This window comes from Enterobacter sp. DVT3837 (assembly GCF_056238685.1).
On the sequence record NZ_JBWDLA010000001.1, the window covers coordinates 880,121 to 895,443 of the forward strand.

The window sequence follows — 15,323 nt, forward strand, 5'->3', positions numbered from 1 at the left end:
GCACAATGCTTCGGTAAATAGCGAAGTTTTAGCCCAGAATTGACCTCGGCTCCATAAACGCCCGAATCCCCCACTCGCCCATCTCACGCCCCACGCCAGAGTGCTTAAACCCGCCGAACGGTGCTTTCGGTTCATGAGCAAGCGTGTTTATCAGCACGCGACCGGAGACAATCTGCTGCGCCACGCGACGCGCACGCTCAACATCACCGCCCAGTACCACCGCACTCAGGCCATACTCGGTGTCGTTGGCAATGGCGACAGCCTCCGCCTCGTCCTGATAGGGGATCACGCACAGCACCGGGCCAAAAATCTCGTCGCGGGCAATCGTCATCTGGTTATTCACGTCCGCAAACAGCGTCGGGCGCACAAACCAGCCGTCCTGCGTGCCTTCCGGTCGCCCTTCACCGCCTGCCAGCAGGCGTGCTCCCTCTTCTGTGCCCTTGCGGATATAGCCCTGCACCCGCTGCCACTGCTTTTCGCTGACCATCGGGCCGACATCCGTTTCGCTATCGCGCGGGTCACCGGATTTCACCGCCGCCACTGCCTGCGCCAGCGCGGTTTCGATCTCCAACTTACGCGACTGCGGCACCAGAATGCGCGTTCCGGCCACACACGCCTGCCCGCTGTTCATAAACCCGGCCTGAATCACAAGCGGGATCGCCTGAACCAGATCCACATCATCCAGCAGGACCGTCGGCGATTTACCGCCTAACTCCAGGGTCACGCGCTTAAAGCTTTCCGCCGCGTTGCGCAGGATAGCCTTACCGGTATTCGTCGAACCGGTGAACGAAATTTTTGCCACGTCCGGATGGCGGCTGATGGTGTCACCCACCGTCTCGCCGCGCCCGGTGACGATATTAAACACGCCCGGCGGCAGCGCGGCATCACGCAGCGCTTCGGTGACAATCTGGGTTTGCAGAGCGCTCATTTCGCTCGGCTTGATAACTGCCGTACAGCCCGCTGCCAACGCGACTGCCAGCTTGCCGCAGATAAAGCCCGCGTCGCTGTTCCACGGCGTAATCAGCCCGGCTACACCCAGCGGGGTCATCTGCACCGTTGCTGCGCCTGCGGAGGTAACGAATTCAAACGCCTCCAGCGCCTCTATCGCCTGAGCAATAACATCTGCCGGATAGCTGGCCATCCACGCCGAGCGCGAGGCCGGCGCGCCGTACTCTTCGATGACGGCTTCCAGCAAATCGTCATGACGGGCCACCACAGCCGCGTGCATACGCTTCAGCGCTGCGATGCGCTCCTGCTTTGAGGTTTGCGACCATGCCGGAAATGCCGCTTTCGCCGCCGCGATGGCGCGCCCGGCGTCAACCTCATCCGCCAGGTGGACCTGCCCTATGACCTGCGCCGTCGCCGGGTTGTACAAATCAAACCGTTCGGTGCCGTGCGGGGTAACAAATTCGCCGTTAATAAAGATCTGTTCGATAGTGTGCATATAACCCTCCTGAGGCTGTGTGAGGACAGTCTGGCACGGCTTCTCCGTTGCGATAATCCACGCTATGCTGCAAGGGTTGTTTCGATTTTCAGGATAATCTATGCATCGTTCAGGTCTGACAGAGCTGGAAGTGGTAATGGCCGTCGTGCGGCGCGGTAGCTTTCGCGGCGCGGCGCAGGAGCTGGGGATGTCCGCCACGGCGGTGAGCAATGCCATCGCCGGGCTGGAGAGTCGCCTTGATATCCGCCTTTTTAACCGCACCACCCGCAGCGTAGCGCTCACCGACGCCGGAAAGCGCTACGCGGCACGTATTGGCCCAGCCCTGCAGGAGATCCGTCTCGCCAGCGAGGAGATCCACAGCGATACCGGGGAACCCGCCGGAACGCTGCGCCTGAACGTGCCAAACAATATCGGCACGCTATTCCTGGATCAGTTGCTGATCGACTTTATGATCCGCTACCCGAAAATGCGCGTGGAAACAGTAAGCGAAGCAAAGATGATCGACATCGTTGCTGAAGGCTATGACGCGGGGATCCGCCTTGAAGAGTCCGTGCCTCAGGACATGATCGCCGTGCCGCTGACCGGAGAGATCCGCCAGCTTGTCACCGCTACGCCGGGCTATTTCGCCCAGCACGGCATACCCGAGACGCCGGACGATCTGCTGCAACACCAGGGGATCGGCATGCGTATGGCCCACGGCGGGATCTACCGTTGGGAGCTGGCGCGTCGGGGGGAAACGTACGCGCTTGCCGTGCCACCGCGCTTTGCGACGTCCGATCTTTTTGCTTCGATTCGCGCCGTGAAAGCGGGATTAGGCGTTGGATTTTTGCCGGAGCTGTATATTCGGGAAGAGCTTGAGAGTGGAGAACTGGTGAGCGTCCTGAACGACTGGGCGCAGCCGTTTGCCGGGCTGCGCCTGTATTACCCCGGCCACCGCCACGTCCCGCCAGGACTACGGGCGCTGGTGGCGATGATCCGCGAGCGCGGGATTATTCCAGGTTAGCCTTATTCAGCCCGTAGGCCGCGTCCAGCGAGCCAGGTGCCATGCGGGAGGTGATCCCCAGACGGTTCCAGGCGTTGATGGCCACGATGGCAAAGTTCAGCTCTGAAATCTCGACGTCCGAGAAGTGCTCCGCCACGCTGCGATAGAGCGCATCGCTCACGCCATGCACGCCAATCTGGGTCAGCGCTTCGGTGAAGGCCAGCGCGGCTTTTTCGCGAGCGCTGAACAGCGGGGACTCGCGCCACGCCGCCAGATGGTACAGGCGCAGCTCGCGCTCGCCGGCAATTTTGGCCTCTTTCGAGTGCATATCCAGGCAGAAGGTACAGCCGTTCAGCTGCGACACGCGAATGTCGATCAGGTGCTTCAGCGCCGGGTCGATGGAGGTTTTCGCCACCTCCATACTCAGGGCAGACAGCGCGTTGGCGAGGGCGGGGGTGGCTTTATGGTGGTTAACGCGAGTGCTCATTGTCTTTCCTCTTTTTTGTGCGGCATATGTCATGCGATGAGGCAAATCTACGCCGTTCATGACATAGTAAAAAGATACAAAAAACGTGAAATGAGGTAGGACATGAAGCCGGGCTATCACGAGATCTATACCCGCTATCGCGACAACATCACGCGCGGCGTGCTGAAGCCCGGCGACAAAGTGCCTGCTATACGGGTCCTGGCCGAAGAGCTGAAAGTGGCGCGCAAAACCGTCGAAACGGCCTATGCCATCCTGACGGGCGAAGGGTATCTGGTGAGCCAGGGCGCACGCGGCACGCGGGTCAACCCGGATTTACTGTTACCGGATAAAAATGCCCCTGCGGAACAGCCCACCGGCACGCTTCCGGCATCGCTTATCAGCCAGCGCGAACGGGCCGGTTTTCTGCGACCCGGCATCCCCGCGCTCGACAGCTTCCCGTATAAAAAATGGCTGCTGCTGGCAGGCCAGGCGACGCGCGCCATGCGCCAGGAGGAGATGCTCAACCCGCCCGTTCCGGGCTGGTATCCGCTGCGCCAGGCCATCGCCAGCTACCTCAACATCTCGCGCGGGCTCTCCTGCAGCGCCGAACAGGTGCTGATCACCAGCGGCTACAGCGGCAGCCTGCGCCTGATCCTCGACACCCTCGCCAGCCGCAGCGACAAGGTGGTGTTTGAAGATCCGGGCTACTTTATGGGCCAGCAGTTGCTCAAGCGGATCGTCCCGCGCCTGCACACGGTGCCGGTCGATCGCTGCGGCCTCGATACAGATTATCTACTTCGTCACCATCGCGATGCGCGTTTTGTCATTGTCACCCCGTCGCACCAGAGCCCACTGGCGGTGACGCTCTCCCTGCCGCGCAAGCAGCAGCTGCTCGACTGGGCAAGCCAGAACGCGGCTTGGATTATCGAAGACGATTACGACGGGGAGTTTCACTACACCCGTAAGGTGCTGCCGTCGCTGAAAAGCCTCGATCCGCACGACCGGGTGATTTTTATGGGCACCTTCAGTAAAACCATTATGCCGTCACTGCGCATGGGTTACGTGGTGATGCCCGCCAGCACCGTCGGGGCGTTTACCGACTGTGCTGACATCACCACCAGCGGCCAGCCGGTGCTGACGCAAAAGATCCTCACCGCGTTTCTCAACGAAGGCCATTTTTTCCGTCACCTGAAAAAGATGCGCGCGCTATACCAGACCCGCCGCGACTGGATGATTGCCGCCCTGCGCGAGGTGTATGGCGATCTGTTTTTCACCGAGCAAAACGATGGCGGGATGCATATCGTGGCCTTTCTGACGAAAGGCAGTTGCGACAGAGAAATCGCCCGTTGCTGGCAGGAACAACAGTTGCAGGTGAATGCGCTTTCGGAATGGTATCGCGGGTCGGGTAAACGCTATGGGCTGGTGATGGGGTATAACAACGTGCAGACATATCAGGAGGCGATTGAGCTGCTGGAAAGACCGAAACGGCAGACGCTTGCGCTGTTGAGCTGAAAATCGCCCGGTGGCGCTACGCTTACCGGGCCTACGGGATCGAGTAGGCCGGGTAAGGCGCAGCCGCCACCCGGCGGCGACGTGGATCACACATCATATCGCGACAACCCAACATCCCTGAGCTGCTCGTCGCTCATCTGACTCAGAATGCGGCGGGTACGGTTGATGCGGTACCAGTTGCGTAGCGTTTTCGCGATCCAGACAAACGCAATAAACGGACGTTTTGAACGATTCTCATAGAATTCCATGATGCTCTCCTCGCTGTGCCAGTGGGGATATCATCAGGGAAAACGGCATGCACAATACAGATTCAAAAACAGCTTTTGTTTAACATACAGATCCGCTAAAACAGTATCTGCATGCCGTTTTTTGCGGCAATCTGTACTGGTTTTACAATCTGTATGGTGAAAACAAAGGATACAGCATGACGCGCTACCAACATCTTGCCAACCTTCTGGCAGAACGCATTGAACAAGGGCTGTATCGCAGCGGAGAACGTTTACCGTCGGTACGTGCGCTGAGCCAGGAGCACGGCGTGAGTATCAGCACCATACAGCAGGCGTATCAGATCCTCGAAAATCTCCAGCTGATCACCCCCCAGCCGCGTTCCGGCTATTTTGTCTCACAACGTAAAGCCCAGCCCCCCGTTCCCGCCATGACTCGCCCGGTGCAGCGGCCCGTGGACGTGACACAATGGGATGAGGTGATGATGCTGCTGGATGCCCGCGCCGACAAAGAGATGATCTCCTTCGGTGGCGGTTCACCGGATATTAACCAGCCGAGCCTGAAGCCTCTGTGGCGCGAGATGAGCCGTATTGCGCAGCATAACCCGAGCGAGATGCTGAGCTATGACGTACTCGACGGCCGTCTTGAGCTGCGCGAGCAGATCGCCCGCCTGATGCTGGATGGCGGCTCGACCGTAGCGGCGAATGAGATTGTGATCACCAACGGCTGCCACGGCGCGCTGTCGATTGCCCTGCTCTCGGTCTGCAAGCCGGGTGATATCGTGGCGGTCGAGTCGCCGTCGTTTCACGGCACCATGCAGATGCTGCGCGGCTTTGATATCAAGGCGATTGAAATTCCCACCGATCCTGAAATCGGGATCAGCATTGAGGCGTTAGAACTGGCGCTGGAACAGTGGCCGATTAAAGCGGTGATCCTGGTGCCAAACTGCAATAACCCGCTGGGATTCATCATGCCCGAAACGCGTAAAAAGCAGGTGCTGGCTCTGGCCCAGCGGCACGACATCGTGATCGTGGAAGATGATATCTACGGCGAGCTGGCGGCGGAGTACCCGCGTCCGCGCACCATCCATTCGATGGATATTGATGGTCGCGTGATCCTCTGTAGCTCATTTACCAAAACCGTTGCGCCAGGTCTGCGCGTCGGCTGGATTGTCCCGGGACGCTATTATGACCGGGTGATGCACATGAAATACGCCGCAGGTGGCTTTAACGTGCCCGGCACCCAGATGGCGGTGGCGGCATTTATTCGCGACGGGCATTATCATCGCCACGTGCGCCGTATGCGTCAGATTTATCAGCAGAATATGGAAACCTACACCTGCTGGGTACGGCAGTATTTTCCGGCAGGGATTTGCGTGACGCGACCGCAGGGAAGTTTCCTGCTGTGGGTTGAGCTACCAGAGAAAGTGGATATGGTGTGCGTCAGCAAACAACTGTGTCGGCTGAAGATCCAGGCGGCGGCCGGGTCGCTGTTTTCCGCCTCCGGGAAGTATCGCAACTGCCTGCGGATCAACGTGGCGCTGCCCCCGACGAAAAAAAATCGTGATGCACTGAAGAAGATGGGTGAGGCGATCGTGATTGCGATGGAGGAGTAGTGCGGTTTTTTGCCGGGTGGCGGCTTCGCCTTACCCGGCCTACATCTTATCGCCCGTAGGCCCGGTAAGCGAAGCGCCACCGGGCGACAGACCGCACTACTCGTCGAAGTACCAGTATCCCTGGTTAATCAGCCCGGTGAGCTCGTCGACAAACGCCGGGTTTTTCAGCGCATCGCCCAGCTCGGCATGACCGAGTTCGGTGTAGCGGCACAGCGCATCTGCGGCCTTTGCATCTACCGTTTCCAGCAGTTCACTGTTGATAAAGAAGCTGCCGTTAATGTTCAGTACGCGCAGCCCGCTCAGGCGAGATAACCTTTCGCCACCCTGCAGCGCATCGAGCACCTCTTCTGTTGAGTACGGCGGTTCCGCAGCAGCAATATCCAGCTCGTGACGCGGCGTAGAAACAAAGCTGCCGAACCATTTCGTGAAATCGTCAGGTTTGCTGATCATATCGATCATCATCTGGCGAATACGATCGAGTTCATACTGCTCCACGCGGCCGGGGTGTTCGCGACAGGTCAGATCCGGATCGCTGTAATGCTCTCCCCCCAGATCGTTTTCCAGCGCGTAATCGGCAAAACTGCTGATCAGATCGCGGCCATTTGGCCCACGGAAACCAACCGAGTAGTTCAGCGCGGTTTCATGGGTAAAGCCGTCGTGCGGGAATCCTGGTGGAATATAGAGGATATCGCCCGGAGCCAGATCTTCGTCGATGATCGGCTCGAATGGATCGACATGCAGCAGCGCCGGATGCGGGCAGAACTGACGCATTGGCAGCTTGTCCCCCACGCGCCAGCGGCGGCTACCCATCCCCTGAATGATAAATACATCGTACTGATCGATATGCGGGCCTACACCACCACCCGGAACAGAGAAGGAGATCATCAGGTCGTCCAGACGCCAGTCTGGCAATACGCGGAACGGACGCACCAGCTCCGCCGCAGGCATATGCCAGTGGTTCACCGCCTGTGCCAGCAGCGACCAGCCGGTTTCACCCAGACCATCAAAGTGCTCGAACGGACCATTGCTGGCCTGCCATTTACCGTTGAAATGACTCACCAGACGGCTATCGACTTCAGGCTCCATCGCCAGGCCAGCCAGCTCGTCCGGGGTAATCGGGTCAACAAAATTCGGGAAGGCATTTTTCAGCACAACGGGTTTTTTCTGCCAGTATTTTTCGAGAAATTCCGGCCAGTTCAGGTTCAGTTGATACGCCATGGGTAGCACCAGTGAGAGGGGAAACAGGCGCGATTATAGGGGAGACGGTGGAGGGGGAACTTGTCATGGGTCAAACGAGCTCGCGTAGGTCGGGTAAGGCGAAGCCACTACCCGACACATACACGATTTTAACGCTTAATCGAGCTTCAGCTCGTCATAATGAGTAATCAGTTTACCCACGATACCGTAATCCAGCGCTTCAGCCGGAGACATCCAGAAGTTACGGTCGGTGTCTTTTTTCACTTTTTCCAGCGGCTGACCGGTGGCGTCAGCAATCAGCTTGTTCACGCGATCCAGCATACGGATGATCTCACGCGCTTCGATTTCGATGTCCGTCGCCTGACCACGTACGCCGCCCAGCGGCTGGTGGATCATGAAACGGGTATTTGGCAGCGAGTAGCGGTGTTCTTTTTTCGCCGCCAGGAAGATGGTGATCCCAGCGCTCGCGACCCAGCCGGTGCCAATGACGTGCACGTCCGGACGGATGAATTTAATGAAGTCGTGGATGGTATCACCCGCTTCCACGTGGCCGCCCTGGCTGTTGATGTACAGTTTGATCGGATCGTTACTTACGCTTTGCAGCAGGATCATCTGGGTGATAACTTTCTGCGCCAGTTCCTGGTTGATCTCACCAGAGATGACAATCGAACGGGATTCCAGCAGTTTTTGCTGCAGCGCGCCTGCGCCGTTTGCCCCTTCAGCCTTATCCTTGTCACTTTCTTTCAGTGTGTAGTGCATTGTTATTTCCTCAGCTTATCGCGCTCAAAACCAGAGTGTAGCCTGTTTTACCGGTCAAAGTCCTCTGAGACAGACAGCGAGGGAGTTTATAAGATTGCAGCTACCGCACCGGGTTCCGAACGGCAACACAGATTGAGCTGGTCGGAGCAAACGATTAAAAGCGAAGCCTTTTGGGCTTCGCTTATCTGACCTACAAGGGTTGGTTTTGTAGTCCGGGTAAGTCACAGCCGCTACCCGGCGCTTTCGCAGACGCGTTGCGCTCCGCCAGCAGTCGACAAATCTCCGCATGCTTCTCCTCGGTAAAGGTGAAGCGCGACATAAAGCCCATTCGGATCAGCGACCCTATCGCCGGCAGCAGACAAATCCCGAAGAACAGCCCAGACAGCACGCTTTCGCTCTGGATTTGCGCCTGCGGCACGTAGCCAATCATCGTCAGGAACACGCCGATTAGCCCGCCCCCCACCGCCACCGACATCTTGCCGGTAAAGGTCTGCCCCGAGAAGGTGATCGCCGCGCAGCGCTTGTTAGTGTGGTACTCCGCGTACTCGATGGTGTCGGCAATCATCGACGAGGTGAGGATGTTGGTCATCATCACGAACAGGGTGCTCAGGCCGAGCAGAATGAACAGCATCGTCACCTGCTGATAGCCGACAAACCACATCACCACGCGCACCGCCACGTCCAGCCCGCAGAGGATCATAAACAGCTTCCGCTTCTGCATCCGGCGCGTCAGCATCGGGGCGACCAGGCACAGCACCGCCGCCACTATCCCCATCACGCCAATCGCCATTTGTAGGCTACCGTCGCCCAGGTTGTTGATAAAGAAGTAGATATACAGACCACCCGCCACGTTATGGAACACGCAGAAGAAGAACGACAGCAGGACGATAAACAGCGGCTTGTTCTGGCGCAGGTTGTGGAAGGTATCACGCATCGTCACCTTTTCCGGGCTTGGCGGCACGCGCTCTTTGATCTGCATAAAGCCGTTGAGCATCAGCGGCAGGCCCACCAGCATCATCACCAGCGCCGCCATAAAGTAGCCTTTATCGTTGCTGTGCTGAGCAAAAAAACGCCGCCAGCTTCGGGAAGAAGATGTTGGCGCAGGCAATCCCGGCGTTTACCCCGAGCATCGCCGCCGTTACCGCGCGGGTGCGCTGGGCGGAGTCGTTGGTCATCACCGACGACATCGACCAGAACGGGATATCGGAGATGGCGTACAGCGTCCCCCACAGGATGTAGGTCACCCCGGCGTAGAGGATTTTGGTGGTCATGTCCGCTTCGATTTTATAGAACGACAGCAGCGTGACGCCGGTGATCAGCAGCGGTGCAATCAGTAAAAAGTGGCGAAACTTGCCGAACCGGCTGTTAATGGTGTCCATAATGCTGGCAAACAGCGGATCGTGAACCGCGTCCCACGCGCGGGCAATCAGGAAGATGGTACTCGCCGCCAGCGCCGAGATCCCCAGCACGTCGGTGTAAAAATAGTTAATAAACGAACCCACTAAACCAAAGCTAAAACACTGACCTAAACCATAACCAAAATAAGACCACAACTCGCGAGACGGTATTTTCATTATCGTTGCCATAGTGCGTACCTGATTACCCGGCGACAGGCGCCGGGTCAATATGATTAGCCCTGCGCTTTCGGGGCGATCTGACGAAACTTCTGCATCAGCGCGATTTCACGGCGCGAGAACGGAATACCGTTTTCCTCGAACACGTCGTGGAACCAGAGGCGACAGTAGTCCGTGGACTCCTTCATCACCACCGGCCACGGCAGCCACGTCTGGGTTTTACCGCGCACCAGCCCCCACTGATACGGCGTGACTTTCGCCATGTACATCAGCGGAAGTTGCTCTTCGATGGTGCTGCCCACGTGGCGCGCCAGCCATTCGGTGCAGAACAGCGGGCGCCCGAGCACCTGTAGCTGCTGAATAATCGCCGTCATCCGCCCGGTGTTGGTGTAGGCGTGGAAGCTCACCACGTCCGAGAGCGCCAGCGCGGTCTGGTCCAGCGGATGCTGGAAGAACGTCTCACCCTCCTCTTCCGGCGGGACTCGCCACGCGCAGACCGTGAGCGGCTGGGTTGGGTCTTCTTCACGCACCCACTGGAACGCCAGTTTCATGAGCTCGTGGGCACAGGTCTCCAGCTTCGCGTCGTACTGCACCTCCTGCGTACCCGTCGCGAAAATGCCACGGTTGCCCGGCTCGTTATAGAGATCCCACAGCAGCACGCGCCCGTCTTCACGAAACTGGCGAACAACGTCGCGGATATAGCGCTCAATCTGCGGCCAGCAGTCGCGATCGCACACTTTGTCGCGCCCCGGGCTCGCCGCTGCCTGGCTGTTGTGCTTGCCCGGCACCGGTGGCTTTTGCGGGCCGAGATACGGCTCGTCGCCGGAGAAGCCGCAATCGTCCATCAGGGTCAGCATGGTGCTGAAGCCGTGACCGTCGACAATCGTCAAAAACCGGTCGATGCGCGCCATCAGCCCGTCGCGATCGTGCTCCCAGACGATAAACGGCAGGTTGATGCGCAGGGTGTTGTAACCCGCGTCCGCCGCCCAACCCAGCTCGCGGTCGATGGTTTCGGCATCGAAAGTCTCTTCCTGCCAGATATCGGTCCAGTTCACCGCCGTCGACGGCAGGTAGTTAAACCCGCACAGCCAGCCTTTTTGTTCATACCACACCTGTGCCTGCTCCCTGCTCCACTGCTCTTTCATTACGCGTCCTCTTACTGATAATATTTAGCTAATAAATATTAGTTGCGGGATAAATGCGCAATTTCTCGCACGAAGAAAAGCGATGCCCCTCACAAAGTTCGCGCTTCGATGAATGAGAAACGTGATCGACGGCGCTAAAGCGTGCGGTTAGGGTATGATGCGAAGTCGCGAAAGGGAGAGGACGGATGAAGCGAAAAACGAAAGTGACGATGAACGATATTGCGCGGGCGGCAGGAGTGTCGCAGGCGACGGTATCGCTGGTGCTCAACCAGTCCCGCAACATCAAGCTTAGCGACGACACCCGCCAGCGGGTCATTAATGTGGCCACCGAGCTCGGCTACGACCGCCTCCCCGCCGTTCACGCCCCGCGCAACCAGGAAGAGATCGCCCTGCTGGTCAGCTCCATGCAGAGCTTCGACCCGTTTATTGACGCCATCAGCCAGGCGCGGGAAGCGGCGTGGCGCAACGAGACCCTGCTCACCGTCTACGACTACGGAGACGACATCGAGCTGGCGCTGAACATCATCCGCCAGCTGGAGAAGCGCAACTGCATCGGGATTATTCTTGCCTCCCCGGTCACCACACTGGTGGACATGACGGCGTTCCAGGACTGCACCCGCATCCCGCTGGTGCTGCTCAACCAGCGAGACCCCGGCTCGCCGCTGCTGCCGTCGTTTATCCCGGACGACTACGCCAACGCTTTCCAGGTGACGAAACATCTCATCGCCTGCGGGGCCACGCGCATCGCCCACATCACCGGGGAGAGCTGGATGGAAGCCTCCCGCCAGCGTCTGGCGGGCTACCAGGCGGCACTACAGCAGGCCGGACTCGCGTGTGATGACAACCTGGTGCGCCAGACCAACTGGCAGTTCAGCGAGTCCTTTACCGCGACAACCTCGCTGCTGGAGCTGGCCGAGCGCCCGGAAGCCATCTTCTGCGCCAGCGACTGGCTGGCGATTGGCTGCTATCAGGCGCTGGCGGTGAACGGCGTGCGCATCCCGCAGGACATGCTGCTGGCAGGCTACGACGACCAGAAGATCTCCGAGCAGCTCACCCCGCCGCTGACCAGTATCCAGCTGCCCTACAGCGAGCTGGGACGGCTGGCGGTAGAGTACCTGTGCAATCAGGAAGATGCCGCCACGCACGTGACGCTGGCGGGCAGGCTGAAGGTGCGCGCCTCAAGCCTCGTCTGAGGTAAACACCATGCCCGCATAGGGCTTCTCGCGACACGCCGCCAGCCGCGCGGCGAGGCTGCCCACGTGCAGCTCCAGCTTATGCCCGTCCGGGTCGAGAAAATAGAACGACGCCCCCTCGCTTTTGTTCTGCTTCCAGACGGTGACGCCCGTCTGCTCCAGCCTTTGCGAGAACGGTTCAAAATCCTCTTCCGACACGGTAAACGCGTAGTGGGTGTAGTCGCTCTCCTGCGGCGGCACGTACTGGCGCGCCTCGTCGTACGACAGGCAGACCCACAGATCGCCGCAGGTGAGATAGGCCCCGGTATTCCAGCGGGCGTGCAGCGCAAGCCCCAGCAGCTCGTGCCAGAAGGTAACGCTTTTTTGCAGGTCGCTGACCGCGAGGGTCAGATGGTTGAGTGATTGCAGCATGACGTGCCCTTTTGTTTTTCGCGCCGGACGTGGTACGGTACAGAGATGAACATAAACCACGCCGTGCTCACCGTAAACCGCTGGTGGCTGCCTTCTTAAAGGCGGCACGGAGTTGTTTTCCCCATTTTCAGATAGCCGCCGAAAGGCGGCTTTCACATTTCTAAGACCCCTTTCGGCAATTGCACATTAAGGAGTCTTTATGAACACGCCAACCATCCTCACCGGCGACCGCCCAACCGGCCCGCTGCACCTCGGACACTTCGTCGGATCGCTGCGCCAGCGCGTGGCGCTTCAGCAGACGCACAACCAGTTTGTGCTGATTGCCGACCTGCAGGGGCTGACCGACAACGGTAGCAACCCGCAAAAGATCCGCGACAACATCCCCGAAGTGCTGGCCGACTACCTCGCCGCCGGCATCGACCCGAACCTGACCACGATCTGCCTGCAGTCCGCCCTGCCCGCCCTCGCCGAGCTGACGATGCTGTATATGAACATCGTCACCGTCGCCCGCGTGGAGCGTAACCCGACAGTGAAAAACGAGATTGCGCAGAAGGGCTTTGCCCGCTCGCTGCCGGTCGGGTTTATGGCCTACCCCATCAGCCAGGCGGCGGACATCACCGCGTTCAAGGCCGAGTGCGTGCCCGTCGGCGACGACCAGCTGCCGATGATTGAGCAGACCAACGAGATTGTGCACAAGATGAACAGCCTGCTGCCCGCCCCGGTGCTGCGCCACTGCAAGGCGATGCTGAGCGACACCAGCCGCCTGCCCGGCATCGACGGCAGCGCCAAGATGTCGAAATCGCTCGGCAACACGCTGCACCTTTCGGCCAGCGAAGAGACCATCCACCGTGCGGTCAGCGCCATGTACACCGACCCGAACCACCTGAAGGTGAGCGACCCGGGGCAGATTGAGGGGAACGTGGTGTTTACGTACCTCGACGCGTTTCATCCTGACAAGGAGAAAGTGGCGGCGATGAAGGCGCGCTATCAGGCGGGCGGGCTGGGTGACCGGGTTTGCAAGAACGAGCTGGAGGCGTGCCTGCAGGAGCTGATTGCGCCGATGCGGGAGCGGAGGGCGATGTATATGCAGGATAAGGGAGAGCTGATGGCGATGCTGAAGCGCGGGACGGAACGGGCGCAGGGGGTGACGCAGGAGACGTTGAGGGAGGTGAAGGTTGGGCTGGGGGTGCCGGTGTTTTGAGAGTGTGAGTTAAGAGAGAGTTAGCGGTGGAGTGTATGGCACCGGCATGAAGCCGCTAACTCGTTTATTACGAAAATAAGCAAGGCGCAATAAATTCTGAAATGCATTATTAGCCAATATCGTTTGTCATTCTGTTGAGAGCACTATATTTATAGACTCTTTATATTTCAAACGTCGCGGCTAATGCTATGAGCAAGTTTATTATTTATATTCTGAATATATTATTTTGTGGCTATATACTGGCTACATGCCTCATTTCCTTTGTTAGTTTTGATAACTGGGAGGACCGCACAATCGCAATAACCATCATACTAGGTAGCGCACACCTTATTGTGGCATTACTAAATCGTGTACTTCCTCATAGGTTAAATGTTTTAGAGGGGGTAATTGAAATTGTAGAAGGTCCGCTATTAATTATTGGTGCAATTGTGTGTCTGGATGTGTTAGAACCCTGGCCGATGAAAATTATTGGGATGTTTGCATGGGTTATTTTGTTTTTTTGGGCTCCATCAATAATAAGCTCCAAGCATTAACGCAGTCTATTAACAAATTTCTGTGTTATCTCTTTACCCAAGGAATCCATCATAATGAACCCCACTCTTTCGCAGGTCATTGAGATTGTACGTCAGTCCTCTGGACATCATCGCAAGCACATTGATGCGAACACCCTAATCGAAGCCGACCTTGATATATGCGGCATGGATGGCGATGCCCTGATAGAAGACTGCGAGGAAGCGTTTGGCGTTACGCTTGTCACTGAAGAAGATGGCTATGAGAAAACTGGTAATGGTGCCAACTTACTGATTTAGTGTACGATGGTGTTTTTGAGGTGCTCCCGTGGCTTCCATCTCCATCAGTTGTCCCTCCTGCTCAGCTACTGAAGGCGTGGTGCGTAACGGTAAAAGTACTGCCGGACATCAGCGCTATCTCTGCTCTCACTGCCGTAAAACATGGCAACTGCAGTTCACTTACACCGCTTCTCAACCCGGTACGCACCAGAAAATCATTGATATGGCCATGAATGGTGTTGGATGCCGGGCAACCGCCCGCATTATGGGCGTTGGCCTCAACACGATTTTACGTCACTTAAAAAACTCAGGCCGCAGTCGGTAACCTCGCGCATACAGCCGGGCAGTGACGTCATCGTCTGCGCGGAAATGGACGAACAGTGGGGCTACGTCGGTGCTAAATCACGTCAGCGCTGGCTGTTTTACGCGTATGACAGGATACGGAGGACGGTTGTGGCGCACGTCTTCGGTGAACGCACTCTGGCCACACTGGAGCGTCTTCTGAGCCTGCTGTCGGCCTTTGAGGTCGTGGTATGGATGACGGATGGCTGGCCGCTGTATGAATCCCGCCTGAAGGGAAAGCTGCACGTAATCAGCAAGCGTTACACTCAGCGAATTGAGCGGCATAACCTGAATCTGAGACAACATCTGGCAAGGCTGGGACGGAAGTCACTGTCGTTCTCAAAATCGGTGGAGCTGCATGACAAGGTCATCGGGCATTATCTGAACATAAAACACTATCAGTAAGTTGGAGTCATTACCGAGAAAACTTTTTCCCTTGCTGAAAACGAGTTTCTTTTTAGCACCGAGG

The 15,323-nt window shown here is 57.8% G+C and carries 15 protein-coding genes and 1 pseudogene; 8 read left to right on the forward strand and 8 right to left on the reverse strand.

The features are described 5' to 3' along the window. Nucleotides 1–28 precede the first annotated feature (28 nt). Nucleotides 29–1,444, reverse strand: coding sequence for an aldehyde dehydrogenase family protein (locus AC0XWG_RS04295; protein WP_475680404.1), 1,416 nt, complete (start codon nt 1,442–1,444; stop codon nt 29–31). Nucleotides 1,445–1,544: 100 nt separating this feature from the next. On the opposite strand from AC0XWG_RS04295, the gene AC0XWG_RS04300 reads away from it, so the two are divergent. Next, complete coding sequence (locus tag AC0XWG_RS04300) at nt 1,545–2,447, forward strand: LysR family transcriptional regulator (RefSeq protein WP_108089503.1); 903 nt, start codon at nt 1,545–1,547, stop codon at nt 2,445–2,447. On the opposite strand, the gene AC0XWG_RS04305 is transcribed toward AC0XWG_RS04300, so the two are convergent. Further along, nucleotides 2,434–2,913 carry a carboxymuconolactone decarboxylase family protein gene (locus tag AC0XWG_RS04305; protein ID WP_008501331.1) on the reverse strand — a complete coding sequence of 160 codons (480 nt, stop codon included), beginning with the start codon at nt 2,911–2,913 and terminating at the stop codon, nt 2,434–2,436. The two genes, AC0XWG_RS04300 and AC0XWG_RS04305, sit on opposite strands and share 14 nt — an antisense overlap. 102 nt (nt 2,914–3,015) lie before the next feature. Between AC0XWG_RS04305 and pdxR the strand changes: the two genes are divergently transcribed. Next, nucleotides 3,016–4,404 carry a MocR-like pyridoxine biosynthesis transcription factor PdxR gene (gene pdxR / locus AC0XWG_RS04310; protein WP_475680405.1) on the forward strand — a complete coding sequence of 463 codons (1,389 nt, stop codon included), beginning with the start codon at nt 3,016–3,018 and terminating at the stop codon, nt 4,402–4,404. A gap of 86 nt (nt 4,405–4,490) precedes the next feature. On the opposite strand, the gene AC0XWG_RS04315 is transcribed toward pdxR, so the two are convergent. After that, nucleotides 4,491–4,652 (reverse strand): DUF1127 domain-containing protein, encoded by a 162-nt coding sequence (locus tag AC0XWG_RS04315; protein WP_032666760.1) that lies wholly within the window; start codon nt 4,650–4,652, stop codon nt 4,491–4,493. A gap of 176 nt (nt 4,653–4,828) precedes the next feature. Between AC0XWG_RS04315 and AC0XWG_RS04320 the strand changes: the two genes are divergently transcribed. Further along, nucleotides 4,829–6,244 carry an aminotransferase-like domain-containing protein gene (locus tag AC0XWG_RS04320; RefSeq protein WP_475680406.1) on the forward strand — a complete coding sequence of 472 codons (1,416 nt, stop codon included), beginning with the start codon at nt 4,829–4,831 and terminating at the stop codon, nt 6,242–6,244. A gap of 96 nt (nt 6,245–6,340) precedes the next feature. Here the strand turns inward: AC0XWG_RS04320 and AC0XWG_RS04325 are convergent, their stop codons facing one another. The 4 genes and pseudogenes from AC0XWG_RS04325 to AC0XWG_RS04340 form a co-directional block, all read right to left on the reverse strand. After that, entirely contained in the window at nt 6,341–7,462 is a 1,122-nt protein-coding gene (locus AC0XWG_RS04325) for a ribosomal protein uL16 3-hydroxylase (protein WP_208594045.1), read from the reverse strand. Between the two features lie 135 nt (nt 7,463–7,597). Beyond that, nucleotides 7,598–8,200, reverse strand: a complete 603-nt coding sequence (locus tag AC0XWG_RS04330) for an ATP-dependent Clp protease proteolytic subunit (RefSeq protein WP_028016528.1) — start codon at nt 8,198–8,200, stop codon at nt 7,598–7,600. Nucleotides 8,201–8,390: 190 nt separating this feature from the next. Next, a pseudogene (locus tag AC0XWG_RS04335) lies at nt 8,391–9,786 on the reverse strand (MFS transporter). A gap of 44 nt (nt 9,787–9,830) precedes the next feature. Continuing rightward, on the reverse strand, nt 9,831–10,919 hold the full coding sequence (locus AC0XWG_RS04340; RefSeq protein ID WP_475680407.1) for a cellulase family glycosylhydrolase: 1,089 nt from the start codon (nt 10,917–10,919) through the stop codon (nt 9,831–9,833). A gap of 185 nt (nt 10,920–11,104) precedes the next feature. On the opposite strand from AC0XWG_RS04340, the gene AC0XWG_RS04345 reads away from it, so the two are divergent. Beyond that, nucleotides 11,105–12,112, forward strand: a complete 1,008-nt coding sequence (locus AC0XWG_RS04345) for a LacI family DNA-binding transcriptional regulator (RefSeq protein WP_475680408.1) — start codon at nt 11,105–11,107, stop codon at nt 12,110–12,112. Here the strand turns inward: AC0XWG_RS04345 and fosA are convergent. Then, the gene (gene fosA / locus AC0XWG_RS04350; RefSeq protein WP_475680760.1) at nt 12,098–12,523 is read right to left on the reverse strand and encodes a FosA/FosA2 family fosfomycin resistance glutathione transferase; all 426 of its coding nucleotides are present in this window, start codon (nt 12,521–12,523) and stop codon (nt 12,098–12,100) included. The genes AC0XWG_RS04345 and fosA overlap by 15 nt on opposite strands. Nucleotides 12,524–12,722: 199 nt before the next feature. On the opposite strand from fosA, the gene trpS reads away from it, so the two are divergent. From trpS to AC0XWG_RS04370, 4 genes are all read left to right on the forward strand, one after another. After that, on the forward strand, nt 12,723–13,724 hold the full coding sequence (gene trpS, locus AC0XWG_RS04355) for a tryptophan--tRNA ligase (RefSeq protein WP_475680409.1): 1,002 nt from the start codon (nt 12,723–12,725) through the stop codon (nt 13,722–13,724). Between the two features lie 188 nt (nt 13,725–13,912). After that, nucleotides 13,913–14,257: a hypothetical protein gene (locus AC0XWG_RS04360; protein WP_128348615.1), complete on the forward strand. Its 345-nt coding sequence runs from the start codon at nt 13,913–13,915 to the stop codon at nt 14,255–14,257. Nucleotides 14,258–14,311: 54 nt separating this feature from the next. Beyond that, a complete protein-coding gene (locus tag AC0XWG_RS04365; protein ID WP_475680410.1) occupies nt 14,312–14,533 on the forward strand; it encodes a hypothetical protein in 222 nt (73 codons plus the stop codon). 28 nt (nt 14,534–14,561) lie between these two features. Next, nucleotides 14,562–15,259, forward strand: a protein-coding gene (locus AC0XWG_RS04370; RefSeq protein ID WP_223216367.1) for an IS1 family transposase whose coding sequence is annotated in 2 segments (ribosomal slippage) — nt 14,562–14,811 and nt 14,811–15,259 — 699 coding nt in all. Because the reading frame shifts where the segments join, the coding sequence is not laid out codon by codon here. Nucleotides 15,260–15,323 lie beyond the last annotated feature (64 nt).

What these genes read in the sequence shown, in the direction of transcription:
- AC0XWG_RS04295 (WP_475680404.1), bottom strand. Translation starts at nt 1,444, where the DNA reads ATGCACACTATCGAACAGATCTTTATTAACGGCGAATTTGTTACCCCG.
- AC0XWG_RS04300 (WP_108089503.1), top strand. Translation starts at nt 1,545, where the DNA reads ATGCATCGTTCAGGTCTGACAGAGCTGGAAGTGGTAATGGCCGTCGTG.
- AC0XWG_RS04305 (WP_008501331.1), bottom strand. Translation starts at nt 2,913, where the DNA reads ATGAGCACTCGCGTTAACCACCATAAAGCCACCCCCGCCCTCGCCAAC.
- pdxR (WP_475680405.1), top strand. Translation starts at nt 3,016, where the DNA reads ATGAAGCCGGGCTATCACGAGATCTATACCCGCTATCGCGACAACATC.
- AC0XWG_RS04315 (WP_032666760.1), bottom strand. Translation starts at nt 4,652, where the DNA reads ATGGAATTCTATGAGAATCGTTCAAAACGTCCGTTTATTGCGTTTGTC.
- AC0XWG_RS04320 (WP_475680406.1), top strand. Translation starts at nt 4,829, where the DNA reads ATGACGCGCTACCAACATCTTGCCAACCTTCTGGCAGAACGCATTGAA.
- AC0XWG_RS04325 (WP_208594045.1), bottom strand. Translation starts at nt 7,462, where the DNA reads ATGGCGTATCAACTGAACCTGAACTGGCCGGAATTTCTCGAAAAATAC.
- AC0XWG_RS04330 (WP_028016528.1), bottom strand. Translation starts at nt 8,200, where the DNA reads ATGCACTACACACTGAAAGAAAGTGACAAGGATAAGGCTGAAGGGGCA.
- AC0XWG_RS04340 (WP_475680407.1), bottom strand. Translation starts at nt 10,919, where the DNA reads ATGAAAGAGCAGTGGAGCAGGGAGCAGGCACAGGTGTGGTATGAACAA.
- AC0XWG_RS04345 (WP_475680408.1), top strand. Translation starts at nt 11,105, where the DNA reads ATGAAGCGAAAAACGAAAGTGACGATGAACGATATTGCGCGGGCGGCA.
- fosA (WP_475680760.1), bottom strand. Translation starts at nt 12,523, where the DNA reads ATGCTGCAATCACTCAACCATCTGACCCTCGCGGTCAGCGACCTGCAA.
- trpS (WP_475680409.1), top strand. Translation starts at nt 12,723, where the DNA reads ATGAACACGCCAACCATCCTCACCGGCGACCGCCCAACCGGCCCGCTG.
- AC0XWG_RS04360 (WP_128348615.1), top strand. Translation starts at nt 13,913, where the DNA reads ATGAGCAAGTTTATTATTTATATTCTGAATATATTATTTTGTGGCTAT.
- AC0XWG_RS04365 (WP_475680410.1), top strand. Translation starts at nt 14,312, where the DNA reads ATGAACCCCACTCTTTCGCAGGTCATTGAGATTGTACGTCAGTCCTCT.